The sequence below is a fragment of the Streptomyces violaceorubidus genome (genome assembly GCF_000717995.1).
Taxonomy (GTDB): Bacteria; Actinomycetota; Actinomycetes; order Streptomycetales; family Streptomycetaceae; genus Streptomyces; species Streptomyces violaceorubidus.
The window spans coordinates 11,808-36,001 of the sequence record NZ_JODM01000028.1 but is presented as its reverse complement, the minus strand read 5'-3'; the positions used below and the strand labels follow the sequence as shown (position 1 = coordinate 36,001).

The window sequence follows — 24,194 nt, the reverse complement described above, 5'->3', positions numbered from 1 at the left end:
GACCTAGGATGATCGATGATCGATCAAAAACGTGGAGGTACTCAATGACCCGGCCCATCACGGTGGTCACCGGCGGCAGCCGGGGGATCGGTGCGGCGACCTGTCTGCGCCTCGCGACGGAGGGCCATGACGTCGTCGTGGGCTACGCGCGCGACTCCGCGGCCGCCGAAGCGGTCGTGGCGGGGGTGCGCGAAGCGGGCGGCCGCGGCGTCGCGGTGCGGGCGGACACCTCCGTCGAGGCCGACGTCGAGCGGCTCTTCGACACGGCGGAGGAGCGGCTGGGCCCGGTGTCGGGGCTGGTGAACAACGCGGCCGTGACCGGCCCGCTGGGTCGGCTCGCCGACAGCGACACCGCGGACCTGCGCCGGGTCCTCGACGTCAACCTGCTCGGCGTGCTGCTCTGCGCCCGGCGGGCCGCGCGGCTGATGACGCCGCGGGGGAGCGGGGCGATCGTGAACGTGTCCTCGGGCGCCGCGACCCTCGGCAGCCCGGGGGAGTACGTGCACTACGCGGCGAGCAAGGCGGGTGTCGACGCACTGACGCTGGGCCTGGCCAAGGAGCTCGGCCCGGACGGGATCCGGGTCAACGCCGTCGCACCCGGGGTGATCGACACCGAGATGCACGCGGCGGCGGGCGATGCCGGCCGGGCGGTGCGGATGGGGGCGGCGGTGCCGCTGGGGCGCGCGGGCCGGGCGGAGGAGATCGCCGCGGCGATCTCCTGGCTGCTGTCGCCGGAGGCGTCGTACACGACGGGGACGGTGCTTCGGGTGGCGGGCGGGCGCTGACCGGGGCCTGCGCCGGACAGCGGGTCGAGGCGGGGCGGCAGGGGCGAGACCGGGTTGTGGCGGGGCGGCCGGGGCGGCCGGGGCGGCCGGGTCGTGCGCCGGACGGCGGGTCGTGGCGGGGCGGTAGGGGCGTGGCGGCCGGGTCGTGGCGTGGCGGCTGGGGGGTGGCACGCGGCGGCCGGGGGTGGCCGGGTCGTGCGGTGGCCGGACGGCCGGTCAGGCCGCCTCGATCACCCCGCCCTCCATGACCTCGCCGCGGATCGCGGTCGCCCACTCGACCACCAGCAGCTCGTACTCCACACGCTCCTGTGCGGACAGGGTCCCGCCCGCGCGCCGCCACAGCGCGCGGATCTGATCGTTCAGCTCCGCGGCGGACCGCACGGAACCAGGCATCACGTAATCGGGGGACATGCCGACAAGCCTAGGGGCAAGCACTGACACTGCGCTACCGGACGGCTACCCAAGCGACTCGGCTCAGCCGGAGGACTCCGCGGCGTGCGGGCTGAGGGCGCCCGTCGCCACCAGGGCGATGATGACGATGCCGAGCGCGATGCGGTACCAGACGAACGGCATGAAGCTCTTGGTGGAAATGAATTTCATGAACCACGCGATGACCGCATAGCCGGTGCCGAAGGCGATGACCGTCGCGAAGAGGGTCGGTCCCCAGGAGACGTGGTCGCTCTCCATCGCGTCCTTCAGCTCGAACACGCCGGACGCGAGCACCGCCGGGACCGCGAGCAGGAACGAGTACCGCGCGGCGGCCTCGCGCCGGTAACCCATGAAGAGTCCGCCGCTGATGGTGGCGCCCGAGCGGGAGACGCCCGGGATGAGGGCCGCCGCCTGGCACAGGCCGTAGATCAGGCCGTCCCGCACGCCCAGGTTCGTCAGCTCCTTGCGCTGCTGCGGCGCGCGGTGCCGGCCGCCCTTCTCGTCCCGGGCGGCCATCCGGTCGGCGATGCCTATGATCACGCCGACGACGATCAGCATCGTGGCGGTGATCCGCAGGTCGCGGAACGGGCCCTCGATCTGGTCCTTCAGCGTCAGGCCGAGCACACCGATCGGGATCGAGCCCACGATGACCAGCCAGCCCATGCGCGCGTCGGGATCGTGGCGCATCGACTTGTCGGTGAGCGAGCGCGTCCACGCCGCGATGATCCGCCCGATGTCCTTGCGGAAGTAGATGAGCACCGCGGCCTCGGTGCCGATCTGCGTGATCGCCGTGAAGGCCGCGCCCGGGTCGTGCCAGCCGGAGAACGCCGCGGTCAGCCGCAGGTGCGCGCTGGAGGACACGGGGAGGAACTCGGTCAGCCCCTGGACGAGTCCGAGGATGAGGGATTCAAACCAAGACATGGCGTTGCGTCAGTCCAAGCGGCGATCGGGGAACGGCGAGAAACGGTCGGCGGACACGCCGAACCGTCGCCTGTGGTGATCGGGACCTGGCGTGCCGAGGGGCAGCGTAGCGCCCCGAAATGAACCCCGGACCACGGGGGTGAGCGGGCTCCCGCACCACCGCGAGGTCCGTCACCGTCCGTCCGGCAGCCTGCGGCCGGGCGGTCAGGTCCTCGTGGCGGACGACGTGGCCGCACCGTCAGTGCCCGCGCAGCCGGTGCCGCTTGCGCCAGGCCAGCACCGCACCCGCGAGCCCCGGCAGGGCGATGCAGGCCATCGCGATCAGGAAGGCGGGAGAGGTCGGCGTCGAGGCGCGGGCCCCGGCGACGACGTAGGCGGCGGTGTTGGGGATCGAGCCGAGCGCCGTCGCCAGCAGGAAGGGCAGCAGGCCCATGCGGGACACGGCGGCGCAGTAGTTGGCGGCGGCGAACGGCACCCCGGGGAACAGCCGTGCCGCCAGCATCGAGCGGAAGCCGTGCCGGCTGAGTTGGCCGTCCGCGGCCTTGAGCCACTTGCCCCGCAGCAGCGGCCGCAGGGCCTCCTGGCCGAGGATCCGGCCGAGGCAGAAGGCGATCCCGGCGCCCAGCACCGTCCCCGCCAGCGCGGAGGCCAGCCCCAGCTGCGAGCCGAACAGGGCGCCGGCCGCCAGGTTGAGCAGCGGGCGCGGCACGAAGGCGACCGTGCACAGTCCGTACGCCACCGCGTAGGCGAGGGCCGCAGCGGCACCCCCGAGCTGAGGCGGCCAGCCGTCCGTCAGCAACTGCTGCGGCTGGAACAGCACCACCGCCGTCGCGGCCGAGGCCAGCAGGGCGACCAGCAGGGAGAGCCGCGACCACGGCGACAGCAGCACTCTGATCGCACGCGCGGCGAAGCCGGTCGGCGCGACCGGTCCGGTGGTGGCGACGGCGAGTTCGGTGGTGGCGACGGCGAGTTCGGTGGCGGCGGTCCGGGGAGAGACCGTGGCGGTGCCCCCAGAGCGGGTGGTGGCATCGAGCATCCGGTGACACTAACCGACAAATGTGTGTGATCGCCGTATGGTGCGTCTCATGAGCGTCACAGCCCGGCCGATTCCGGATGCGCCGCCCAGCGCCCTCGCCGACACGGTACTGGAGCGGCTCACCGTCGAGTACCCGGCCGCGGCCGACCCCGAGCGGGCCGCCGGGCTGCGGGCGTACATGAAGGACGTGGCCCCCTTCCTGGGCCTGACCTCGCCCGTTCGCCGCTCCCTCTCCCGCACGGTGCTGGCGGGTGCGCCCCCACCGGACGAGGCGGACCGCACCGCGGTCGCGCTGCGCTGCTGGCGGCTGCCCGAGCGCGAGTACCACTACTTCGCCGTCGACTACCTGCGCCGGTATGTGACGCACTGCTCGTCGGGTTTCCTGCCCGTGGTCCGCCACCTGCTCACCACGGTCTCCTGGTGGGACACGGTCGACCTGCTCGCCGCGCACGTGGTCGGCGGCCTGGTCACCGCCGACCGCGGCCTCACGGCCGACATGGACGCCTGGATCGAGGACGAGGACCGCTGGCTGGTCCGCGCGGCGCTCCTGCACCAGCTGCGCTACAGGAAACACACCGACACCGACCGCCTCTTCGGCTACTGCGTGCGCCAGTCGGCCCACGGCGACTTCTTCGTCCGCAAAGCCGTCGGCTGGTGCCTGCGCGAGTACGCCAAGACCGACCCGGACGCCGTGCGCGCCTTCGTGGCCGAACACCGCGGCCGCCTCTCACCGCTGTCCGTCCGGCAGGCGCTGCGGACCATCGGTCCCTAACCCCGCCCCCCGGCACGGGGGGGGCCACGAAGGTGTCGAACTCCCCTTCCCCCCAAAACCATTCGACGTGGGACGAAGCGTCGGCGATGATCGGCGTCATGTTCCGGTACGCCTTCCACCTCGCAGCATCCGCGGTCGCGGATGCCCCGAAGGCTGCCGTCGCCCACTTCACCGCCGCAGTCGACGGCGCCCGAAGCTGACCCTCCCCGGATCGTCCGGCGGACCCCGCAGGGGGAGGGTCGGCCGGCCCCAGGGGTCCCCGCCACCGCCACGAGGCTTCGAGGTACCGCCATGTCCAAGACGGCGTACGTCCGCACCAAACCGCATCTGAACATCGGCACGATGGGCCATGTCGACCACGGCAAGACCACCCTGACCGCCGCCATCACCAAGGTCCTCGCCGAGCGCGGGGCCGGCACGTTCGTGCCGTTCGACCGCATCGACCGCGCCCCGGAGGAGGCGGCGCGCGGCATCACCATCAACATCGCGCATGTCGAGTACGAGACCGACACCCGCCACTACGCGCACATCGACATGCCCGGCCACGCCGACTACGTCAAGAACATGGTCACCGGCGCCGCCCAGCTGGACGGGGCGATCCTCGTCGTCTCCGCGCTCGACGGGATCATGCCGCAGACCGCCGAACACGTGCTGCTCGCGCGGCAGGTGGGCGTCGACCACATCGTGGTCGCGCTGAACAAGGCCGACGCGGGCGACGAGGAACTGACCGACCTCGTCGAGCTGGAGGTCCGCGAGCTGCTCACCGCGCACGGCTACGGGGGCGACGCCGTGCCCGTCGTACGGGTCTCGGGGCTGAAGGCCCTGGAGGGCGACCCGAGGTGGACGGCGTCCGTCGAGGCGCTGCTCGACGCCGTGGACACGTATGTGCCCATGCCCGAGCGGTACCTGGACGCGCCGTTCCTGCTGCCCGTGGAGAACGTGCTCACCATCACCGGCCGCGGCACCGTGGTCACCGGCGCCGTCGAGCGCGGCACCGTCCGCGTCGGCGACCGGGTCGAGGTGCTCGGGGCCTGCGTCGAGACGGTCGTCACCGGCCTGGAGACCTTCGGCAAGCCGATGGAGGAGGCCCAGGCCGGGGACAACGTGGCGCTGCTGCTGCGCGGCGTCGCCCGCGACACCGTGCGCCGTGGGCACGTGGTCGCCGCGACCGGCAGCGTCGTGCCCGCGCGGCGCTTCACGGCGCGGGTGTACGTGCTGTCGACGCGCGAGGGTGGTCGCTCCACACCGCTGGCCACCGGCTACCGGCCGCAGTTCTACCTCCGGACCGCGGACGTGGTCGGCGACGTGGACCTCGGCGAGGTGGCCGTCGCCAGGCCCGGGGACACCGTCACCATGACGGTCGAGCTGGGACGGGACGTGCCGCTGGAGACGGGGCTCGGCTTCGCGATCCGCGAGGGCGGGCGCACGGTGGGCGCGGGGACGGTGACCGCCGTGGGGTGAGCGCCCCGCCGGGCACCGGCACAATGGGCAGGTGAACGAAGCCATACCCGTCAGCCGCGTCACCGACCACGGCACCGCCAAGCTCATGCCCGACGTCGACCGGGAACGGGCCTGGCTGCTCACCGTCGACGGGGCACCGCAGTCGTACGTCGACCTGGACGAGCCGGCGCACCTGGAGTTCGAGTACACGCGCCGGCTCGGCCACGTCCTGGACATGGTCGCCGAGCCGGGGCGGGCGCTGGACGTCCTGCACCTGGGCGGCGGCGCGTTCACCCTGCCCCGGTACGTGGCCGCGACCCGGCCCGGCTCACGACAGGACGTGGTGGAGGCCGACCGGGGGCTCCTCGACCTGGTCGCCGAGCACCTGCCGCTGCCCGCCGGCGCGGGCATCACCGCCCACGGCGCCGATGCCCGCGCCTGGCTCGCGGCGGCTCCCGAGGACTCGGCCGACGTGCTGGTCGCGGACGTCTTCGGCGGCTCGCGGGTGCCCGCGCACCTGACGTCCGTCGGCTACGTGCGCGAGACGGCCCGGGTCCTGCGCCCCGACGGCGTGTACGTGGCCAACCTGGCCGACGGGGCGCCGTTCGCCTTCCTGCGCGGCCAACTGGCCGGATTCGCCGCGTTCTTCGAGGAGCTGGCGCTGATCGCCGAACCGGGGGTGCTGCGCGGGCGCCGCTTCGGCAACGCGGTGCTGGTCGCGGCACACCGGCCGCTGGACACCGCGGCGCTGGCCCGGCGCACCGCCGCCGACGCCTTCCCGGCCAGGGTCGAGCACGGGCCCGCTCTGCGGGACTTCGTCGGCGACGCCCGTCCGGTGCGCGACGAGGACGCCGTACCGTCGCCCGAGCCTCCCGCCGGGGCTTTCGGTATCGGCTGAGCGGCGTACGTGCCCGCGGCGCGGGTGCGCTACGACTCGGTCGGCGGTTCCTCGGTGAGGCGGACGGTGCTGAGGATCTTCTGGACCGTCGCCTCGGGGACCTCGTCCTTGACGCCCTTGGCGCCGTACAGGTTCCAGGTGACGATGTCGCCCGCGCTGTTCTTGAACGCGAAGGTGATCGCCTTGCCCTCGGTGTCGCACTTGCCCTTCTGGGACGTGCCCTCCGAGTGCGCGGTGATGACGCTGCCCTTGATGCCGGACGCGGTCGTGTACGCCTTCGGCTTGCCGTACTTCACGCTCTTCTTGTCGGGCTGCGTGTAACCGCCGTAGATCCACCACGGCACCCGTGTCTCGGCCGCCTGGTCGGTGGTCTTGGCACCGCTCTCACCCCGGGTGCCGGTGGTGGCGAGCGAGGTGCTCTCCTTGCGGCCGTCCTTGTTCTCGTCCGTCGTGCACCACTCGGACTTCAGATACGCCGGGGCGGTGACGGTGGTGCGGTCGGTCTTGCCGTCCTCTTCCCACTCGAAGCCGACGCTGGTGTCGGTGCTCTCGATCTCCCAGTCCGCGGGCACGTCGAACATGGTGCCGAAGCGCGGGTTGGCGACGACCTTCCAGCCGTCGATGGTGGCCTTCGCCCCCTCGCCCCCGCGCGGGTTCTCCTCGGAGCCGGAGCCGGAGCCGGAGCCGGACGGGTCGACGGTGGGGGACTCGGACTTCTCCACGGTCGGGCTCGCGGACGTCTTCTTGTCCTTGCCGTCGTCCGCCTGGTCGTCCTTGTCACCGCCGAGCACCAGGAACCCGGTGACGCCCGCGGCCACCACCACGGCGAGGGACGCGATGATCGCGACCAGCTTCGTCCGGTTGCCACCGCCGCCACCGCCGCCCGCCGCCGGCTGCGGAACGGTGGCCGGCTGCGGCGTGCTCCACGGCTGCTGCCCGTACGGGCCGGGCTGCTGCTGGTAGCCGGGCTGCTGATACGGATTCGGCTGCTGGTACCCCGGCTGCTGGTACGGATTGTTCTGCGGGTTCTGCTCGCCCCCGGGCGGCTGCTGTCCTGGCCACATGAGCAGTCACCCTAATGCCGCCCAGGACACGATTCGGTCACCGGGCCTTGTCAGGGACGTACCGAAATGGGGGGCTCAGAACCGGGCCGGGGCGTACTCCCCGACGGTGGTGAGGAGTTGGCGGGATCCGGGCATACGGAGATCTTCCCGGGCGTCTGGCCCTCCTTGCTACTCGCGGGTAACCTGCCGTCATGAGCGCAGATCAGATGTCGATCGGCGAGTTGCTCGCCGCCACGGTGCCGATGGTCCGGACCCTGAACCTCGAGTACCTGGAGACCACCCCGGAGAAGGCCGTCCTGGCTCTCCCGGACCAGAGCGAGTACCGCAACCACGTCGGTGGACCGCACGCCGGAGCCATGTTCACGCTGGGCGAGTCGGCCAGCGGCGCGATCGTGCTGGCCGCCTTCGGCGACCAGCTCTCCCGGGCGGTGCCGCTGCCGGTCACCGCGGAGATCGCCTTCAAGAAGATCGCCCTCGGCCCGGTCACCGCCACCGCGACCCTGGGCCGCCCCGTCGCGGAGGTCGTCGCCGAACTGGACGCCGGCAGCCGCCCCGAGTTCCCGGTGAGCGTCGCCATCCGGCGCGAGGACGGAGCGGTCACCGGTGAGATGACCGTCATATGGACCCTGCGCCCCAACAGCTGACCTCCGCCGACCCGGTAGGCTTCCCGGTGCGCCTCGATCGAGGCGCACCGGGAAGCAGGTACGCGAAGCGGAGGGTGGGGCGTTGCACGTCCAGGAATGGCTCGACACGGTTCCCGCGGTGGCCGTCTACGCCGTCGTCGCGCTGGTCATCGGTCTGGAGAGCCTGGGCATTCCGCTGCCCGGCGAGATCATCCTGGTGTCGGCGGCCCTGCTGTCGTCGCAGCACGGCGGGATCGATCCGTTCGTCCTCGGCGCCTGCGCCAGCGCGGGCGCGGTGATCGGCGACTCCATCGGCTACGCCATCGGCCGCAAGGGCGGCCGGCCCCTGCTGGCCTGGCTGGGCGGGAAGTTCCCCAAGCACTTCAGCGAGGGCCACGTCGCCACCGCCGAACGGTCCTTCCAGAAGTGGGGCATGTGGGCCGTGTTCTTCGGCCGCTTCGTCGCCCTGCTGCGCATCTTCGCGGGCCCGCTGGCCGGTGTGCTGCGGATGCCGTACTGGAAGTTCCTGATCGCCAACGTCCTCGGCGGCATCGTCTGGGCGGGCGGCACCACCGCCGTCATCTACTACGTCGGCGTCGTCGCGGAGGACTGGCTCAAGCGCTTCTCGTGGCTGGGCCTGGTCGTGGCCGTCCTGATCGGCGTCGCTTCCATGCTGATCGTCAAGCGCAGGGCGGGCAAGGCCCGGCCGATCACTGCCGAGGAGTGAAGCGCGCCCCGAAGGAGCGCGCCCCGAAGGGACGCGGGGAAGAGCCCGCGCGACCCCGACCGAGCCGTGGACGGCCGATCACAGATCGTGCCCCAGCGCCTCCCGGTGCTGCCCGGCCAGCGCCGCGTACACCGTGCCGTTCAGCGTGACCCCCTGACGCTCCTCCTCCGTCAGCTCCCGCCTCACCTTCGCCGGCACCCCCGCGACCAGCGATCCCGGCGGCACCCGCATCCCCTGCGGGACCAGGGCCTGGGCCGCCACCAGCGACCCGGCGCCGATCACCGCGCCGTTGAGGACCGTGGCGCCCATGCCGATCAGGCAGTCGTCCTCGACGGTGGCGCCGTGCACCACGGCGTTGTGCCCGATGGAGACGCGCTCTCCGACGGTGACGGGGAAACCGGGGTCGGCGTGGAGCGTGCAGTTGTCCTGGACGTTGCTGCTCGCGCCGACGGAGATCCGCTCGACGTCGCCGCGCAGCACCGCGCCGTACCAGACGCTCGCCCCGGCGTGCAGCGTCACGTCCCCGATGACCGAGGCCGTCGGCGCCACGAAGGCCTCCGCGTCCAGCTGCGGGTCCTTGCCGCCGATTCCCTTGATCAGCGCCTTCTGCGTCATCTTCGCCTCCTGCTCGGGTGTTGTACGGCACCGTACGCCACCCGGTGGGGTGAAGATCACAGCACGGTGCGGTCCTGGCCCCGGCGCGCGCGGACTACCGTGAGCGGGTGCCCCACCGCAAGAACACGTTCTCGTCCTGGCGGAGCCGCCTCGCCCAGCGGGCCGTCCACGCGGGCTGGGCCTGGGTGCAGCGCACCGGTTCCGTCACGGCCGCCCACCCGGGGCGGTTCCGCTTCGGCGCGCTGGGCACGGGCACCCGGCTGGCCTTCCCGCTCGGCACGGTCTTCGGCGAGCCCTGGATCCACCTCGGCGCCCACTGCATCATCGGCGAGCAGGTCACGCTGACCGCCGGGCTCATGCCCGACCTGGACCTCGGCCCGGAGCCGATCCTGCGCATCGGCGACGGGGTCGTCCTCGGCCGCGGCAGCCACGTCATCGCGGACACCACCGTCACCATCGGCAGCGACTGCTACGTCGGCCCCTACGTCTACGTCACCTCCACCAACCACTCCTACGACGACCCGCACCAGCCCATCGGAAAGCAGTGGCCGCGGATGGACGCGGTGGAGATCGGCCCCGGCTGCTGGATCGGCACCGGCGCGGTGATCCTGCCCGGCGCGCGCATCGGGCGGAACGTGGTCGTGGCCGCAGGTGCCGTGGTCCGGGGCGCGGTCCCCGACCACGCCGTGGTGGCGGGCGCCCCCGCCCGCGTCGTACGGCGCTGGACGCCCGCCGAGGGCTGGCAGCCGCCGCTGCGGACCCCGGCGCCGGTGCCGATCCCCGACGGGATCACGCCGGGGCAGCTGCGGGAGCTGTCGCAGCTGGACGACGAGGCGGTGGCCCGTCTCGCCGCGCTGGACGAGGAGCCGGAGCGCGCGCCGGGCAGACTCGCGGAACCGGCCGCCGAGGGCTGAGGGAACCGCCCGGGGCGGCGGCCGAGCGCGCTGTCACGATCCGGTCGCGCCGCAGTACAGTTCGGTGGACCTTCGGGTGCAGCAGACCGTAGTCCGGTCCGCCGCACCGTCATCCGGAACCATGCACGCACCTGTACGAGTCCCTGGACGGAACGTGGCGGACCTCGACCTGCTGACCCAGTCCCTGGCGCGCAACGTCAAGCGCTGGCGCACCGAGCGCGGCTTCACCCTGGAGGCGCTCGCGGCGCGCGCCGGGGTCAGCCGCGGCATGCTCATCCAGATCGAGCAGGCGCGCACCAACCCCAGCCTCGGCACCGTCGTGAAGATTGGCGACGCGCTGGGCGTCAGCATCACCACGCTGCTCGACTGGGAGCAGGGCCCCACGGTCCGCGTCGTCCCCGCCGAACAGGCCGTACGCCTGTGGCACACCGACGCCGGCAGCTTCAGCCGGCTCCTTGCCGGAGTGGAGGCGCCCGGCCCGCTGGAGATGTGGGAGTGGCGGCTGATGCCGGGCGAGCACAGCCCCTCCGACCCGCACCCCACCGGCACGGTCGAGCTGGTGCACGTCACGTCGGGCGAACTCGCCCTCACCGTCGACGGGGTGACCCACCGCGTACCGGCGGGCGCGAGCGCCTCCTTCGAGTCCGACACCCCGCACACGTACGGCAACGAGGGCGACGACCCGATGGAGATGATCATGGCGGTTTCGGTGCCGCCCGTCCGCTGAGACGGCCGTCCGCCGGTGCCCCGGCGGTTGTTAGCGTGCCGCCATGCACGCACCCATCGGGAACTTCGACAGCGCCGCACCCGCCCCGGACCGCCTCGACGAACTGACCCGCCCGGTCGCCGACGCCGTACGCCACTGGAGCGGCACCGTACCCGCCGACCAGATTCTCTACGTCGACACCGAGCCGGAGTGGGCCGACACCGCCACCTTCGTCGAGCACTACGGCCGTGAGCTGCTCGAACAGTCCGCCAACTGCGTCGTGGTTTCCGGCAAGCGGGGCGGCGGCACGACACTGGCCGCCTGCGTGGTGCTCTCCACCACCCGGGTCGACGTCAACGGCGTCGTACGCCGTCGCCTAGGGGCGCGCAAGGCCTCCTTCGCGCCGATGGACACGGCCACCGGGGAGACCGGCATGGAGTACGGCGGCATCACCCCGGTCGGCCTGCCCGGCGACTGGCCGGTGCTGGTGGACTCGGCCGTCGTCGACCTGCCGTACGTCCTCGTCGGCAGCGGACGCCGGCGCGGCAAGCTCCTCGTGCCGGGCAAGGCCTTCGCGGAGCTGCCCGGCGCCGAGGTCCTGGAAGGGCTCGGCGTGGCGTGACCCGGCAGCCGGCAGCCGGCACCCGTCACGCGGTGGCGTGGTGGGCGAGGGCCAGATGCGGATCCGCCTCGCCCGGTGACGGTGCCGGGTCGGCGTGGACCAGGGCGGCGGTGAGCCGCGGCACCGCGTGCAGCAGGGCGTGCTCGGCCGCTACGGCGATGCGGTGGGCCTCGCGGACCGTCGCCTCGCCGTCCACCACCAGCGCGACCTCGGCCCGCAGCCGGTGCCCGATCCAGCGCAGCCGCAGCTCGCCCACCCCGCGCACGCCGGGGACCCCGCCCAGGGCGTCCTCGGCCCGGTCCACCAGCGCCGGGTCGACCGCGTCCATCAGCCGCCGGAACACCTCGCGCGCCGCGTCCCGCAGGACCAGGACGATCGCGGCCGTGATCGCCAGCCCCACGACCGGGTCGGCCAGCCGCCAGCCGAGCGCCGCGCCACCGGCGCCCAGTAGCACCGCCAGCGAGGTCCAGCCGTCGGTGCGGGCGTGCAGCCCGTCGGCCACCAGTGCGGCGGAGCCGATCTCCCGGCCCACGCGGATCCGGTACCGGGCCACCCACTCGTTGCCCGCGAAGCCGACCAGGGCGGCTGCGGCGACGGCCGGTGCGTGCGCGACCGGGCGCGGGTCGAGCAGCCGGTCCACCGCCGTCCACGCCGCGAGCACCGCGGAGGCCGTGATCGTCAGCACGATCGCGACGCCGGCCAGGTCCTCCGCCCGGCCGTAGCCGTAGGTGAAGCGCCGGGTGGCCGCGCGCCGACCCAGGATGAAGGCGATGCCCAGGGGGACGGCGGTCAGCGCGTCCGCGGTGTTGTGCACCGTGTCGCCGAGCAGCGCCACCGATCCGGAGACCACCACCACGGCCGCCTGCACGAGCGCCGTCGCGCCCAGCACCGCCAGCGACACCCACAGCGCGCGCAGGCCCCGGGCCGAGGACTCCAGGGCCGGGTCCAGCTTCTCGGCGCTCTCGTGGGAATGAGGGGTGAGCCGGTGGGCGAGACGGTGCGCGCCCCGGCGCCACCGGGCGGCGGGGGAGGGGCCGGGGCGCGGGTGCTCGTGCCGGTGGTGATCGGGGTGGTGCCGGTGCGGGTCGCTCATGGGTGCCCCTTCCGGTGTGTTCCGGTGTTCCGGTGTTCCGGTGTTCCGTCCGCCGGTGCGGTGGGTGGACGTCAGGCGTCCATGACGCCATTATGTGCGTATGAGCGCACGCATGCACCTCTCATCTGCGGACGATGCGCACCCGCGCACCCCGGGCGAGGAGCAGTTCGCACTCGCCGCCGAGATCCTCGCCCTGCTCGGCGACCGCACCCGCCTGACCCTGCTGCACGCCCTGGCCGGCGGCGAGGCCGACGTCACCACCCTCACCGAGGTCTGCGGGGCGGCCCGTCCGGCGGTCAGCCAGCATCTGGCCCGGCTGCGGCTGGCGGGGCTGGTCAGTACCCGCAAGGAGGGACGCCGGGTGGTGTACGCGCTGCGCGACGGGCATCTGCGCCGCCTGGTCGACGAGGCGCTGAACGTGGCCGACCACCGGCTCGGCGACCGGCCGCTGCACGATTGAGCGACCCGTCGGCCGCCTGCTGCCCGACCCTCAGCCGGTGGTGCGCACGCCGAGGTACCGCTCGGCGAACTCCGCCGCCGCGACCGGCGAGTCGAAGAGGCGGCGCAGCCGGGCCAGCGCGGCGCCCGCGCGGTACGGATCGCCCGACGCCGTGCCGTGGTACATCTCCGCGAGCCACTGGGAGAACTCCTCGTAGTCCCACACCCGGGCGAGGCACGCGTCCGAGTAGCCGGTCAGTCCGGAGCCGTCGCCCCGCGTCAGGACGCGACCAGCCCGTCGCCGAGCAGGAAGGCGTCGTGCAGGGCGAGGTTCAGCCCCTTGGCGGCGATGGGCGCGGTCAGGTGCGCCGCGTCCCCGGCCAGGAAGAGCCGCCCGAAGGACATCGGCTCGACCACGTAGCTGTGCATGTCGAGCACCCGCTTCTCGATCAGCCGCCCCTCCTTGAGCGGCGGTGCGCCGGCCGCGCCCAGCCGCTCCCGCAGCTCTGCCCAGACCCGCTCGTGCGGCCAGTTCGCCGGGTCGTCGCCCGGCCGGCACTGCACGTAGTAGCGGGTCACCTCGGGGCTGCGAGCCATGTGCCCGGCGAACCCCCGCGGATGCATGCCGAACACCACGCAGTCCGAGGACGGCGGCGCCTGGGCCGGCAGCGCCAGCCAGCCGACCCCGTAGTCGTGACGGGCCAGGCGCACCCGCTCGGGGGGCAGCGACGCCCGGGTCACCCCGCGCGCGCCGTCGCAGCCCGCGACGAAGTCGGCCGTCACCACCCGGCGTTCGCCGGTGTCGGGGCACACGTACGACACGGAAGGCCGCCCGGACCCGGCGCCGTGCAGGCGTACGTCCCGCACGCCGAACCGGATCTCTCCGCCCCGTACGTCCGCGTACTCCCGCACCAGGTCCGTCACCAGGAACTGCTGCGGATGGATGAAGTGGTGATGTCCCGTCAGCGCGGTGTACGCGAAGCGGTAGCGCTCCCCGGCGAAACGGAACTCGCACTCGGTGTGGGTCTGCGCCCGCTCCAGCAGGGTCCGGGCCAGCCCCGCCGCTCCAGCCCGCGCACGGCCCCGTCCGGGCGCGGGCGGATGAGCCCCGGCCCGATCAGCCCAGGCGAGGGATCTCGATCGCGGGGCAGCGGTCCATGACCATCTCCAGACCCGCGTTCCGGGTCCGCGCGTATGCCGCCTCGTCGACCACGCCGAGCTGGAACCAGACCGCCCCGGCACCCTTGGCGACGGCCTCGTCGGCGACCGGTCCGGCCAGGTCACTGTTGACGAAGACGTCCACCACGTCCACGTCGAAGGGGATGTCGGCGAACGAGGCGTACCCCTGCTCTCCGTGCACCGTCTCCGCCTTGGGATGCACGGGCACGACACGCTTGCCGAAGCGCTGCAGCACCTCGGCGACGCCGTACGCCGGGCGCTGCCGGTTGTTCGACAGGCCCACCACGGCCCAGGTGTCGCCCAGCTCGGTGAGGATCTTGCGGACGGTTGCCTCGTCGCCGTACACCGGCGGCCTCCTCGTACTCCCGGACGACCCGCGGGTCGGGCCGCCCGCCCGCGACAACGGACGGCGGCGTGCCGGGATTCCCGGTGTGCCGGGCGGGCCGCGGCGAGCGCGCCCCGGTGCGCCGCCGCGCCGTCCCGCCTACGCTCGCCTCGTGCTGCGCATCATCGACGCCCGTACCGGAGAACCCGCCCCCGCCGCGCCCGTCCGCCGGGCTCCGACCCGTGTCGAGGCGCACGTGCCGGAGCGCGACGCCACCACGCTGCGCGTCCTGCTGGTCGCGGACCTCCTGGTGCGGGCCCTGGAACTCGACGGCACACCCGTGTGGCCGGTGCTGACCGGGGCGGCGGAGCGGGACCGGCTGCGGGAGGACGCCGCCGCCCTCGGCATCCGGCCCTTCGAGGACGGCGCCGCCGGGCACGGACCGGGCACCGGGCAGCGCGTCCGCGTCGTGGGCGCAGGGGCGGACCGGCGCGGGGCCGGGAGCGCCTTTGACACGACGACGGTCGCCGTCGCCCCGGTGCACCCGGCCGAAAGCGGGCTCGACGACCCCGACGCCGTGCGCCTCGCCCTGCTGGAGCGGCACCACCACGCGCGCGTGGAACTGGACGAGGCCGCGCTGGACGAGGCCCGAAGCACCCTCGCCCGCCTGCGCCGCGCGGTCGCCGACTGGGCCCTGCACCCCTCGCGTCCCGTCCCGGGCGAGGTGCGCGACCGGCTGCGGGCCGCCTGGGAGGACGACCTGGACGCCCCCGCAGTACTGCGTCTGCTGCGCCGCGTCGAGACCGGCCCCGACCTCGCCGAGGGGGCCCGGTTCGAGATCTGCGCGTACGCCGACCGGTTCCTCGGCCTCCACCTCACCCGCGACGTCGGCGCCCCGCGGTGACCCCGGGTACCGCCAGGGACCGCGACCACGGCGCCGAGGGGCGCGGTGGGACGAGCGCATAGGCTGGCCGGATGCAGGACGAGTACCGCACGGTCGCCCGCGCGGGTGTGCACGAAACCGAGATCAACCGCTCGCGCTTCCTGTGCGCCCTCGCACCGGCCGCCACCGAACAGGACGCGCAGGCGTTCGTGGCGGGCGTGCGCAAGGAGCACGCGGACGCCACCCACAACTGCTGGGCGTACGTCATCGGCGCCGACGCCGCCGTCCAGAAGGCGAGCGACGACGGGGAGCCGGGCGGCACCGCGGGCGTCCCGATGCTCCAGATGCTGCTGCGCCGCGACATGCGGTACGTCGTCGCCGTCGTCACCCGCTACTACGGTGGCGTCAAGCTCGGCGCGGGCGGGCTCATCCGCGCCTACGGCGGCGCGGTCGGCGAAGCCCTCGACGACCTCGGCACCCTCACCCGGCGCAGGTTCCGCGTGGCCACGGTGACCGTCGACCACCAGCGGGCCGGGAAGCTCCAGAACGACCTGCGCACCGCCGGCCGCGCGGTGCGCGACGTGCGGTACGGCGAGGCGGTCACCATCGAGGTCGGTCTGCCGGAGGCGGACCTGGACGCCTTCCGCTCCTGGCTCGCGGACGCCACCGCGGGATCGGCCGGGTTCGCACTGGGCGGCGAGGCCTACGGAGACGTCTGACAAGGCGGACATCCGGGTTGAAGCGGGCGGTGAGGGCGTGCGGGGGAGGGGCGAAACGGGAGTTACCGACCGGGCTGTCGGACCCTCCCGTTAGTCTCGGGGATCATGCGACTGCTGCACACTTCCGACTGGCACCTCGGCCGGGCGTTCCACCGGGTGAACATGCTCGGCGCCCAGGCGGGGTTCATCGGCCACCTCGTCGAGACCGTGCGCGAGCACGCCGTCGACGTCGTGGTCGTGTCGGGAGACGTGTACGACCGCGCGGTGCCGCCGCTCGCCGCCGTCGAGCTGTTCGACGACGCACTGCACCGCCTCGCCGCCCTCGGCGTGCCCACGGTGATGATCTCCGGCAACCACGACTCGGCCCGCCGTCTCGGGGTCGGCGCCGGGCTCATCGACCGGGCCGGCATCCACCTGCGCACCGACCCGGCCGGCTGCGGCACCCCGGTGGTGCTGGGCGACGCCCACGGGGACGTGGCGTTCTACGGGCTGCCGTATCTCGAACCGGCGCTGGTGAAGGCCGAGTTCGGCGTCGAGAAGGCGGGGCACGAGGCCGTGCTCGCCGCCGCCGTGGACCGGGTGCGCGCCGACCTCGCCGCGCGTGCTCCGGGCACCCGTTCCGTCGTCCTCGCGCACGCCTTCGTCACCGGCGGCGAGCAGAGCGACAGCGAGCGGGACATCACCGTCGGCGGGGTCGCAGCCGTGCCCTCGGGCGTCTTCGACGGCGTGGACTACGTGGCGCTGGGGCACCTGCACGGTTGCCAGACCCTCACCGAGCGCGTCCGCTACTCCGGCTCCCCGCTGCCGTACTCCTTCTCGGAGCACCGGCACCGCAAGAGCATGTGGCTCGTCGATCTCGACGCCGACGGGTCGGTCAGCGCCGAGCGCCTCGACTGCCCGGTGCCGCGCGCGCTGGCCCGGCTGCGCGGCACCCTGGAGGACCTGCTCGCCGACCCTGAGCTGACCCCGCACGAGGACGCGTGGGTCGAGGCGACCCTCACGGACCCGGTCCGCCCGGACGAGCCCATGGCCCGGCTCACGGAGCGGTTCCCGCACACGCTCAGCCTCGTCTTCGACCCCGAGCGCGGGCCCGAGGAACCCGGCGTGTCCTACGCCCGGCGCCTCGCCGACCGCAGCGACCAGCAGATCGCGGAGGACTTCGTGACCCACGTGCGCGGCGCCGGACCCGACGACCGGGAACAGGACGTGCTGCGGGACGCCTTCGACGCCGTGCGCGCGGACGACACCGCGCGGGAGGTGGCCCGGTGAGGCTGCACCGGCTGGACATCACCGCCTTCGGGCCCTTCGGAGCCTCGCAGAGCGTCGACTTCGACGACCTGTCGGCCGCCGGGCTGTTCCTGCTGCACGGCCCCACCGGCGCCGGCAAGACCTCCGTCCTCGACGCCGTCTGCTACGCCCTGTACGGCTCGGTACCGGGCGCCCGGCAGGGCGGCGGCCAGGGCATGACGCTGCGCAGCGACCACGCGGCCGTCGGCACCCGCACCGAGGTGCGCCTGGAACTGACCGTGGCGGGGCGCCGGTTGGAGATCACCCGCCAGCCGCCCTGGGAACGGCCGAAGCTCCGCGGCCGGGGCACGACCGTCGACAAGGCGCAGACCTGGCTGCGCGAGTACGACGCGACGACCCGCGCCTGGAAGGACCTCAGCCGCTCGCACCAGGAGATCGGCGAGGAGATCACCCAGCTGCTCGGAATGAGCCGCGAGCAGTTCTGCCAGGTCGTGCTGCTGCCCCAGGGCGACTTCGCGCGCTTCCTGCGCGCCGACGCGGAAGCGCGCGGCAAGCTCCTCGGCCGGCTCTTCGACACCCGGCGGTTCGCCGAGGTCGAGAAGCGCCTCGCCGAACGGCGCCGCACCACCGAGGCCCAGGTCCGCGAGGGCGACGCCGGCCTACTGGCCGACGCACACCGGATGCAGCAGGCCGCCGGTGACGCCATGGAGCTGCCGGAACTGGCACCGGGCGAGCCGGGTCTGGCCGAGGCCGTCCTCAGCGCCGCCGCCGTCGCCCGCTGCACCGCCCGCGAGCTGCTCACCATCGCCGACCGCCGGCTCGCGGACGCCGAGTCCGCCCAGGCCGCCGCCGGACGACGGCTGACCGACGTCCGCGAACTCGACCGGCTGCAACGCCGGTTCGCCGAGGCACGGGAGCGGGCCGCACGGCTGGCGGAGCGGGCCGACGCCCACCGCGCTGCCCAGGAGCGCATGGAACGGGCCCGCAAGGCCGGGGCGGTGGCCCCCGCCCTGGAGCTGCGGGACGCCGCCGACGGCGAGCACCGGAGGGCGGCGGACGCGGAGGCGCGCGCCCGTGCCCGGCTGCCGCGGGCCCTCGCCGACGCGGGAGCCGCCGGACTCGCCGCCGCCGCCCGCCGGGCCGCCGAGGAACTGGGCGGCCTCGAGTCGGCCCGGCGCGCCGAACGACGCCTCGCCGAACTCGTCGAGGAGCGGGCCGGCCTCCAGCGCCAGGAACGCGCCGACGACGAGGTCCGGCAGGAGGCGGAAAGCTGGCTCGCCGACTGGGAGGCCACCCGAACCCGACTGCAGAGCCGCCTCGACTCCGCGCAGGAGGCCGCCACCCGCGCCGAACAGCTCGCCGTCCAGCGCGATCCGGCGCAGCGCAGGCTGGCGGCCGCCCGGCAGCGGGACCGGCTCACCGACGACACCGAACAGGCGCGGCGGCGGGCGCTCGCCTCGGCGGAGGACGCCGTCGCGGCCCGCGCCCACTGGCTCGACCTCAAGGAACAGCGGCTGCACGGCATCGCCGCCGAACTCGCCGCGAACCTCACCGACGGCACTCCGTGCGCGGTGTGCGGTGCCACCGAGCACCCCGCCCCCGCCCGCAAGGGGGCCGGACACGTCGACCGCGACGCGGAGGAGCGCGCGCTCACCGCCTACCAGGCCGCCGACGAGCGCCGCGCGCGGGCCGAGCGGCACCTGGGCACCGTACGGGAGGCGCTCGCCGCCGCCACGGCGGAAGCCGGGGACGCGCCCACCGACCGGCTGGCCCAGGAGGCCGAGGAAGTGGAGCGGGCGTACGCGCGGGCGCGGGCGACCGCCTCCGGCCTGCACGCCGCGCAGGAGGAGCTGCGGCGGGCCGAGGGCGAACGCGAACAGCGCGTCGCCGCCCAGCAGCAGGCCGCCGTCAGGTCCGCCTCCCGGGTCGCCGGGCGGGAGCGGCTGGAGCGCGAACAGGCTTCTCTGGACGAGGAGTTGACGCGGGCCCGGGGTGCCGCCGAGAGCGTGGCGGCACGGGCGGCGCAGCTGGAGCGCCGGGCGGCGCTGCTCACGGAGGCGGCCGACGCCGCCCGCGTCGCCGAGGAGGCCGCCCAGCGACTCAAGGACGCCGACGCCCGGCTCGCCGACGCCGCCTTCCGGGCCGGGTTCGACACCCCCGCGGACGCGGCCGCCGCCCTGCTCGACGACACCGCCCACCGCGAGCTGCAACGCCGGCTCGACGCCTGGCAGTCGGAGGACGCCGCCGTCCGCGCGGTCCTCGCCGAGGCCGACACCACCGACGCGGCCCGGCGACCGCCCGCCGACCTCGCCGCGGCGGAACGGGCGGCGGCCGACGCGGGCCGGCGCCTGCGCGAGGCGTCCTCGGCCCGCGACGCCGCCGCCCGGTGCCGCGCCGAGCTGGACCGGCTGTCCGCGCACGCCACCACCTCCGTGCGCCGGCTCGCCCCGCTGCGCGAGGAGCACAGCCGGGTCGCCCGCCTCGCCTCCCTCGCCGCGGGCACCTCGGCGGACAACGAACGCCGGATGCGCCTGGAGTCGTACGTCCTGGCGGCCCGCCTCGAACAGGTCGCCGCCGCGGCCACCGCCCGCCTGCTGCGCATGTCCTCCGGCCGCTACACCCTGGTCCACTCCGACGACCGCACCGGCCGCGGCCGCAGCGGTCTCGGCCTGCACGTCGTCGACGCGTGGACCGGCCGCGAGCGCGACACGGCCACGCTGTCCGGCGGCGAGACCTTCTTCGCGTCGCTCGCCCTCGCGCTCGGCCTCGCCGACGTCGTCACCGACGAGGCGGGCGGCGTACGCCTGGACACCCTCTTCATCGACGAGGGCTTCGGCAGCCTCGACGACCAGACCCTCGACGAGGTCCTGGACGTCCTGGACGCGCTGCGCGAGCGGGACCGCAGCGTCGGCATCGTCAGCCACGTCGCCGATCTGCGCCGCCGCATCCACGCGCAACTCGAGGTCGTCAAGGGGCGGTCGGGGTCGGTACTGCGGCAGCGGGGCGCCGGCTGAGTGCCGTCCCGGCCTCGCCGGGCGGACCTCAGCGGCCGAGCGGGCGGCGGGGGAGCGGTGAGGAGTAGACGATGCTCGTGGTGACCGAGCCCAGGGCGCTGATCCGGCCGGACACCTCCTCCAGGTGCCGCATCGAACGGGCCGCGACCTTGATCACGAAGCAGTCGTCGCCCGTGACGTGGTGCGCCTCCAGGATCTCGGGCGTGACCGCGACCAGGTCGTGGAACGGCTTGTAGTTGGCGACCGGGTAGCGCAGCCGTACGAACGCCAGGATCGGCAGCCCCAGGCGCTCGGGGTCGACGACCGCCGCGTACCCCTGGATGATCCCGGCCTCCTCCAGCCGCCGCACGCGCTCCGTCACCGCGCTCGCGGACATCGACACGGCACGCGCCAGCTCGGCGAAGCTGGCCCGTCCGTCCCGCTGGAGGACGTCGAGGATGCGCCAGTCGGTGGCGTCCGGGGAATACTCGGTCATCAGGGATGGATAGCAGGATTACCCCGGTGGAACAAGCTGCTGGCCGGGAAATCGCCCTTCAGGCGAGGCGGTGCGGGCCATAGATTTCTGCCTGGAGGATCCACCGAGGAGAGGCCGGACCATGAGCGTCACCACCCCCGCCACCGGGCACGTCAACCCCGTCCTGCGCACCGCCGCCGCACCGCCCGCCGAAGCCGCCGCGTACTTTCGCGCGAGCCTCGCCTTCCACACCGACGTCTCCGACGTCGCCGCCGCACTCGCGGTCGGCGGGGACCCGGGATTCGTGCTCGTCGACTGCCGGTCCACCGAGTCCTGGGACCAGGGCCACGTCCCGGGCGCCGTCCACCTGCCCACGGCCCTCGTCCCCGAGCAGGCCGGGGAACTCCTCGACCCCGCCGTGCCCGTGGTGACGTACTGCTGGGGCCCCGGCTGCAACGGCGCGGCACGCGCGGCCCTCGCCCTGGCCGAACTCGGCTACCCGGTCAAGGAGATGCTCGGCGGCTTCGAGTACTGGGCGCGCGAGGGCTTCGAGTTCGAGACCTGGCAGGGCGTCGAGCGCCGCGCCGCCGACCCCCTGACCGTTCCGGTGGACGCGGCCGACTGCGGCTGCTGAGCGGCGTGTAGGTTCTGCCGCATGGTGCGATACGCGGAGCCGGGCGCGGTGGAGTGGGGCGAGTCGGGCGGAGGGCCGCTGATCGCGGTACCGGAGACGGTCCTGCCGTTCTGGACCGGCGCCGACGGCGAGGAGACGGACTCCGACTACGACCGGGCCTGCGAGGTCGACGGCCACGTCGGGCTGCTGCCGGTCGGCGACTCCACCGCCTTGGTGCTCGGCGACGAACCCGCCTCCACCGCCTACCTCCCGGACCACGGCACCTTCGTCCGCTGGTGCGCCGCGGACTCCGAGGAGGAGGTTCTGGCCGGGGTACCCACCGCCCTCGACACCGCCGACTGGCAGCCCGAGGTGTCCTGGCACGTACCTGGACCCGTCCTCCTGTTCGACGCCGCCTGGCCCGGATCGGCATCGGCCCGCGCCGACCGGGTACGGATCGCGCTGGACCCTGGCCGGTACGCGGTGCGTGCGGCCGAGGTGCGGCCGGGGCCGGAGACCTGGTTGGGGCTGGTGCAGTTGCGGCGGCTGGCCGGGCGGTAGTCGCGGGGATATGGGCGTGCGGGGGTGTGGTGGTGCGTCCGTCATGGGTGCCCGTGCCACGAGTTCGGCACCCGGTGGCTGAAGTCCTGCGTCGCGTCGGGCCGTGTTGACCGGGTGCGGATCGAGCTGGACCCGGGCCGGTACGCGGTGCGTGCGGCCGAGGTGCGGCCGGGGCCGGAGACCTGGTGAACGCGGTCAACCCCGGCCCCGTGGACACCGACTACATGACCGGCGAGGACTACGACGCCGTCGCCGCGTGCTTCCCCGCCCGGCGGTGGGGCGTGCCCGACGACCCGGCCCGCCTCATCGCGTGGCTCGCCACGGACGAGGCGGGCTGGATCACCGGTCAGGTGATCGACTCGGAGGGCGGCTTCAGACGGTGAGGTGGACGGCCTGGTGAGGGCGTCACAGCCGGGACAGCTCGTCCACCAGGTCGTCCAGGCCCAGCGAGCCCTGGGAGAGGGCCGCCATGTGCCACGCCTTCGGGTCGAACGCGTCGCCGTGCCGCTCGCGGGCCTTCTCCCGGCCCAGCAGCCACGCCCGTTCGCCGAGCTTGTAGCCGATCGCCTGGCCCGGGATCGTCAGGTACCGGGTCAGCTCGCTCTCCACGAAGTCCGCCGGGCGGCTGCTGTGCGCGCCGAAGAACTCCTGCGCCAGCTTCGGCGTCCAGCGCTCACCCGGGTGGAACGGCGAGTCGGCCGGGATCTCCAGCTCCAGGTGCATGCCGATGTCCACGATGACCCGGGCGGCCCGCATCATCTGCGCGTCCAGGTAGCCGAGGCGCTGCTCCGCGTCCGTGAGGTAGCCCAGCTCGTCCATCAGCCGCTCCGCGTACAGCGCCCAGCCCTCGGCGTTGGCGCTGACCATGCCCACCGACGCCTGGTAGCGGGAGAGGTCCTGAGCCACGTGCGTCCACTGGGCGAGCTGGAGGTGGTGGCCCGGGACGCCCTCGTGGTACCAGGTCGAGACCAGGTCGTACACGGGGAATCGGGTCTGCCCCATCGTCGGCAGCCAGGTGCGGCCGGGACGGGAGAAGTCCTCCGACGGCGAGGTGTAGTAGGGCGCCGCCGCGCTGCCGGGCGGGGCGATGCGCGACTCTACCCTCCGCACCCGCTCGGCGAGTTCGAAGTGCGTGCCGTCCAACTGCTCGATCGCCTGGTCCATCAGGCCCTGGAGCCAGTCGCGCACCTCGTCGACGCCCTCGATGTGCTTGCCGTGCTCGTCCAGGTGGGCCAGCGCCACCCACGGCGTCTCGGCGCCCGGCAGGATCTTCTCGGCCTCCGCCTTCATCTCGGCCAGCAGACGGTGGTATTCGGACCAGCCGTAGGCGTACGCCTCGTCCAGGTCCAGGTCCGTGCCGTTGTAGTAGCGCGACCAGCGGGCGTAGCGCTCCCGGCCGACCGTGTTCGGGGCGCCCTCGATGGCCGGGGCGTACACGTCGCGCATCCAGTCCCGCAGCTCGACCACCGCCGCGGTCGCACCCCGGGCGGCCTCGTCCAGCTCCGCGCGCAGCGCCTCGGGGCCGTCGGCGGCGAAGTCCTCGAACCAGCCCCGCCCCTCACCCGTGTCCGCCCACTCGCCGAGCTGCTCGACGAACGTCGCGGTCGGCCGCGGTGCCGCGTACAGCTCGCGCTCCAGACCTAGGGACAGGGACTCCCGGTAGCCCGCGAACGCCGCCGGCACCGCGCGCAGCCGCTCGGCGATCCGGGCCCAGTCCTCGTCGGTCTGCGTCGGGGTGAGGGCGAACACCTCGCGCACCGAATGGGCGGCGGTGCCCATGTTGCCGACCGAGCGCAGCCCCTCGTCGGCCTCGTGCACCGCGAGTTCGGCGGTGAGGCGCTCACGCAGCAGCCGCGCGCAGCGCCGCTCCACGTCGCTGTCCCCGCCCGGCCGGCGCTCCGCCTCGTCCAGCAGGGTCAGCGTGGTGCGGGCCAGCTGAGCGAGGGCCTCCTGCCCGGCGGGTGAGAAGTCGGGCAGACGACTGGAACTCTCCGCGACACCGAGGTAGGTACCGGTGACGGGGTCGAGGGCGATGAGCTCGTCGACGTAGGCGTCGGCGACCTCGCGGGGCAGCGGGCTCTTGGTCTCTGACATGCGGACATCCTCGTACGGATA

Annotated in this window: 25 protein-coding genes and 2 pseudogenes; 17 read left to right on the top strand and 10 right to left on the bottom strand. The window is 74.0% G+C overall.

Features of this window, described 5'->3' with window-relative positions; genetic code table 11:
• Positions 1–44 precede the first annotated feature (44 nt).
• Positions 45–785, top strand: coding sequence for an SDR family oxidoreductase (locus tag IE94_RS0127190; protein WP_030189326.1), 741 nt, complete (start codon positions 45–47; stop codon positions 783–785).
• 216 nt (positions 786–1,001) lie between these two features.
• Here IE94_RS0127190 and IE94_RS0127185 read toward each other — a convergent pair whose 3' ends face one another.
• The 3 genes from IE94_RS0127185 to IE94_RS0127175 form a co-directional block, all read right to left on the bottom strand.
• Positions 1,002–1,196 (bottom strand): hypothetical protein, encoded by a 195-nt coding sequence (locus tag IE94_RS0127185; protein ID WP_030189324.1) that lies wholly within the window; start codon positions 1,194–1,196, stop codon positions 1,002–1,004.
• A gap of 63 nt (positions 1,197–1,259) precedes the next feature.
• Entirely contained in the window at positions 1,260–2,135 is an 876-nt protein-coding gene (locus IE94_RS0127180; RefSeq protein WP_030189321.1) for an undecaprenyl-diphosphate phosphatase, read from the bottom strand.
• A gap of 238 nt (positions 2,136–2,373) precedes the next feature.
• On the bottom strand, positions 2,374–3,171 hold the full coding sequence (locus IE94_RS0127175) for a TVP38/TMEM64 family protein (RefSeq protein WP_030189314.1): 798 nt from the start codon (positions 3,169–3,171) through the stop codon (positions 2,374–2,376).
• 49 nt (positions 3,172–3,220) lie between these two features.
• Here IE94_RS0127175 and IE94_RS0127170 point away from each other — a divergent pair, with 49 nt between their 5' ends.
• From IE94_RS0127170 to IE94_RS0127155, 3 genes are all read left to right on the top strand, one after another.
• Complete coding sequence (locus IE94_RS0127170; RefSeq protein WP_030189312.1) at positions 3,221–3,943, top strand: DNA alkylation repair protein; 723 nt, start codon at positions 3,221–3,223, stop codon at positions 3,941–3,943.
• A 291-nt stretch (positions 3,944–4,234) separates the two neighbouring features.
• A complete protein-coding gene (gene tuf, locus IE94_RS0127160) occupies positions 4,235–5,404 on the top strand; it encodes an elongation factor Tu (protein ID WP_030189310.1) in 1,170 nt (389 codons plus the stop codon).
• 31 nt (positions 5,405–5,435) lie between these two features.
• Positions 5,436–6,281, top strand: coding sequence for a spermidine synthase (locus IE94_RS0127155; RefSeq protein ID WP_030189308.1), 846 nt, complete (start codon positions 5,436–5,438; stop codon positions 6,279–6,281).
• Between the two features lie 29 nt (positions 6,282–6,310).
• On the opposite strand, the gene IE94_RS0127150 is transcribed toward IE94_RS0127155, so the two are convergent.
• A complete protein-coding gene (locus IE94_RS0127150; protein WP_030189305.1) occupies positions 6,311–7,345 on the bottom strand; it encodes a DUF8017 domain-containing protein in 1,035 nt (344 codons plus the stop codon).
• Positions 7,346–7,551: 206 nt separating this feature from the next.
• On the opposite strand from IE94_RS0127150, the gene IE94_RS0127145 reads away from it, so the two are divergent.
• Both IE94_RS0127145 and IE94_RS0127140 read left to right on the top strand, forming a co-directional pair.
• Entirely contained in the window at positions 7,552–7,989 is a 438-nt protein-coding gene (locus IE94_RS0127145) for a DUF4442 domain-containing protein (protein ID WP_030189303.1), read from the top strand.
• An 82-nt stretch (positions 7,990–8,071) separates the two neighbouring features.
• Positions 8,072–8,695 (top strand): DedA family protein, encoded by a 624-nt coding sequence (locus IE94_RS0127140; RefSeq protein WP_030189297.1) that lies wholly within the window; start codon positions 8,072–8,074, stop codon positions 8,693–8,695.
• Between the two features lie 78 nt (positions 8,696–8,773).
• On the opposite strand, the gene IE94_RS0127135 is transcribed toward IE94_RS0127140, so the two are convergent.
• Positions 8,774–9,310 (bottom strand): gamma carbonic anhydrase family protein, encoded by a 537-nt coding sequence (locus IE94_RS0127135; RefSeq protein WP_030189295.1) that lies wholly within the window; start codon positions 9,308–9,310, stop codon positions 8,774–8,776.
• Positions 9,311–9,417: 107 nt separating this feature from the next.
• On the opposite strand from IE94_RS0127135, the gene IE94_RS0127130 reads away from it, so the two are divergent.
• From IE94_RS0127130 to IE94_RS0127120, 3 genes are all read left to right on the top strand, one after another.
• A complete protein-coding gene (locus tag IE94_RS0127130; RefSeq protein ID WP_030189292.1) occupies positions 9,418–10,224 on the top strand; it encodes an acyltransferase in 807 nt (268 codons plus the stop codon).
• A gap of 154 nt (positions 10,225–10,378) precedes the next feature.
• Positions 10,379–10,951 (top strand): helix-turn-helix domain-containing protein, encoded by a 573-nt coding sequence (locus tag IE94_RS0127125; RefSeq protein ID WP_030189290.1) that lies wholly within the window; start codon positions 10,379–10,381, stop codon positions 10,949–10,951.
• Between the two features lie 43 nt (positions 10,952–10,994).
• Positions 10,995–11,552, top strand: coding sequence for a YbaK/EbsC family protein (locus IE94_RS0127120; RefSeq protein ID WP_030189288.1), 558 nt, complete (start codon positions 10,995–10,997; stop codon positions 11,550–11,552).
• 25 nt (positions 11,553–11,577) lie between these two features.
• Here the strand turns inward: IE94_RS0127120 and IE94_RS0127115 are convergent, their stop codons facing one another.
• Positions 11,578–12,645 carry a cation diffusion facilitator family transporter gene (locus IE94_RS0127115; protein ID WP_030189286.1) on the bottom strand — a complete coding sequence of 356 codons (1,068 nt, stop codon included), beginning with the start codon at positions 12,643–12,645 and terminating at the stop codon, positions 11,578–11,580.
• A gap of 100 nt (positions 12,646–12,745) precedes the next feature.
• Between IE94_RS0127115 and IE94_RS0127110 the strand changes: the two genes are divergently transcribed.
• Positions 12,746–13,105 carry an ArsR/SmtB family transcription factor gene (locus IE94_RS0127110; RefSeq protein ID WP_037923662.1) on the top strand — a complete coding sequence of 120 codons (360 nt, stop codon included), beginning with the start codon at positions 12,746–12,748 and terminating at the stop codon, positions 13,103–13,105.
• 30 nt (positions 13,106–13,135) lie between these two features.
• On the opposite strand, the pseudogene IE94_RS36115 reads toward IE94_RS0127110, so the two are convergent.
• A pseudogene (locus IE94_RS36115) lies at positions 13,136–14,168 on the bottom strand (4-hydroxybenzoate 3-monooxygenase); the annotation flags it as partial.
• A gap of 32 nt (positions 14,169–14,200) precedes the next feature.
• Entirely contained in the window at positions 14,201–14,608 is a 408-nt protein-coding gene (locus IE94_RS0127100) for a CoA-binding protein (protein ID WP_030189281.1), read from the bottom strand.
• Between the two features lie 151 nt (positions 14,609–14,759).
• On the opposite strand from IE94_RS0127100, the gene IE94_RS0127095 reads away from it, so the two are divergent.
• From IE94_RS0127095 to IE94_RS0127080, 4 genes are all read left to right on the top strand, one after another.
• Positions 14,760–15,491 carry a hypothetical protein gene (locus tag IE94_RS0127095; RefSeq protein ID WP_030189279.1) on the top strand — a complete coding sequence of 244 codons (732 nt, stop codon included), beginning with the start codon at positions 14,760–14,762 and terminating at the stop codon, positions 15,489–15,491.
• Positions 15,492–15,562: 71 nt separating this feature from the next.
• Positions 15,563–16,189 carry a YigZ family protein gene (locus IE94_RS0127090; protein ID WP_030189272.1) on the top strand — a complete coding sequence of 209 codons (627 nt, stop codon included), beginning with the start codon at positions 15,563–15,565 and terminating at the stop codon, positions 16,187–16,189.
• Between the two features lie 105 nt (positions 16,190–16,294).
• On the top strand, positions 16,295–17,458 hold the full coding sequence (locus IE94_RS0127085; RefSeq protein ID WP_030189271.1) for an exonuclease SbcCD subunit D: 1,164 nt from the start codon (positions 16,295–16,297) through the stop codon (positions 17,456–17,458).
• Positions 17,455–20,451, top strand: a complete 2,997-nt coding sequence (locus IE94_RS0127080) for an AAA family ATPase (RefSeq protein WP_030189270.1) — start codon at positions 17,455–17,457, stop codon at positions 20,449–20,451. Before IE94_RS0127085 ends, IE94_RS0127080 begins: the two co-directional genes overlap by 4 nt.
• Before the next feature lie 28 nt (positions 20,452–20,479).
• On the opposite strand, the gene IE94_RS0127075 is transcribed toward IE94_RS0127080, so the two are convergent.
• On the bottom strand, positions 20,480–20,926 hold the full coding sequence (locus IE94_RS0127075; protein WP_030189269.1) for an Lrp/AsnC family transcriptional regulator: 447 nt from the start codon (positions 20,924–20,926) through the stop codon (positions 20,480–20,482).
• 121 nt (positions 20,927–21,047) lie between these two features.
• Between IE94_RS0127075 and IE94_RS0127070 the strand changes: the two genes are divergently transcribed.
• From IE94_RS0127070 to IE94_RS36110, 3 genes and pseudogenes are all read left to right on the top strand, one after another.
• Positions 21,048–21,539 (top strand): rhodanese-like domain-containing protein, encoded by a 492-nt coding sequence (locus IE94_RS0127070; RefSeq protein ID WP_030189267.1) that lies wholly within the window; start codon positions 21,048–21,050, stop codon positions 21,537–21,539.
• Between the two features lie 21 nt (positions 21,540–21,560).
• The gene (locus tag IE94_RS0127065) at positions 21,561–22,079 is read left to right on the top strand and encodes an immunity 21 family protein (protein WP_030189265.1); all 519 of its coding nucleotides are present in this window, start codon (positions 21,561–21,563) and stop codon (positions 22,077–22,079) included.
• A 185-nt stretch (positions 22,080–22,264) separates the two neighbouring features.
• Positions 22,265–22,462 (top strand): annotated as a pseudogene (locus IE94_RS36110) (SDR family oxidoreductase); the annotation flags it as partial.
• Positions 22,463–22,484: 22 nt separating this feature from the next.
• On the opposite strand, the gene IE94_RS0127055 reads toward IE94_RS36110, so the two are convergent.
• Positions 22,485–24,173: a DUF885 domain-containing protein gene (locus IE94_RS0127055; RefSeq protein WP_030189261.1), complete on the bottom strand. Its 1,689-nt coding sequence runs from the start codon at positions 24,171–24,173 to the stop codon at positions 22,485–22,487.
• Positions 24,174–24,194: the final 21 nt, after the last annotated feature.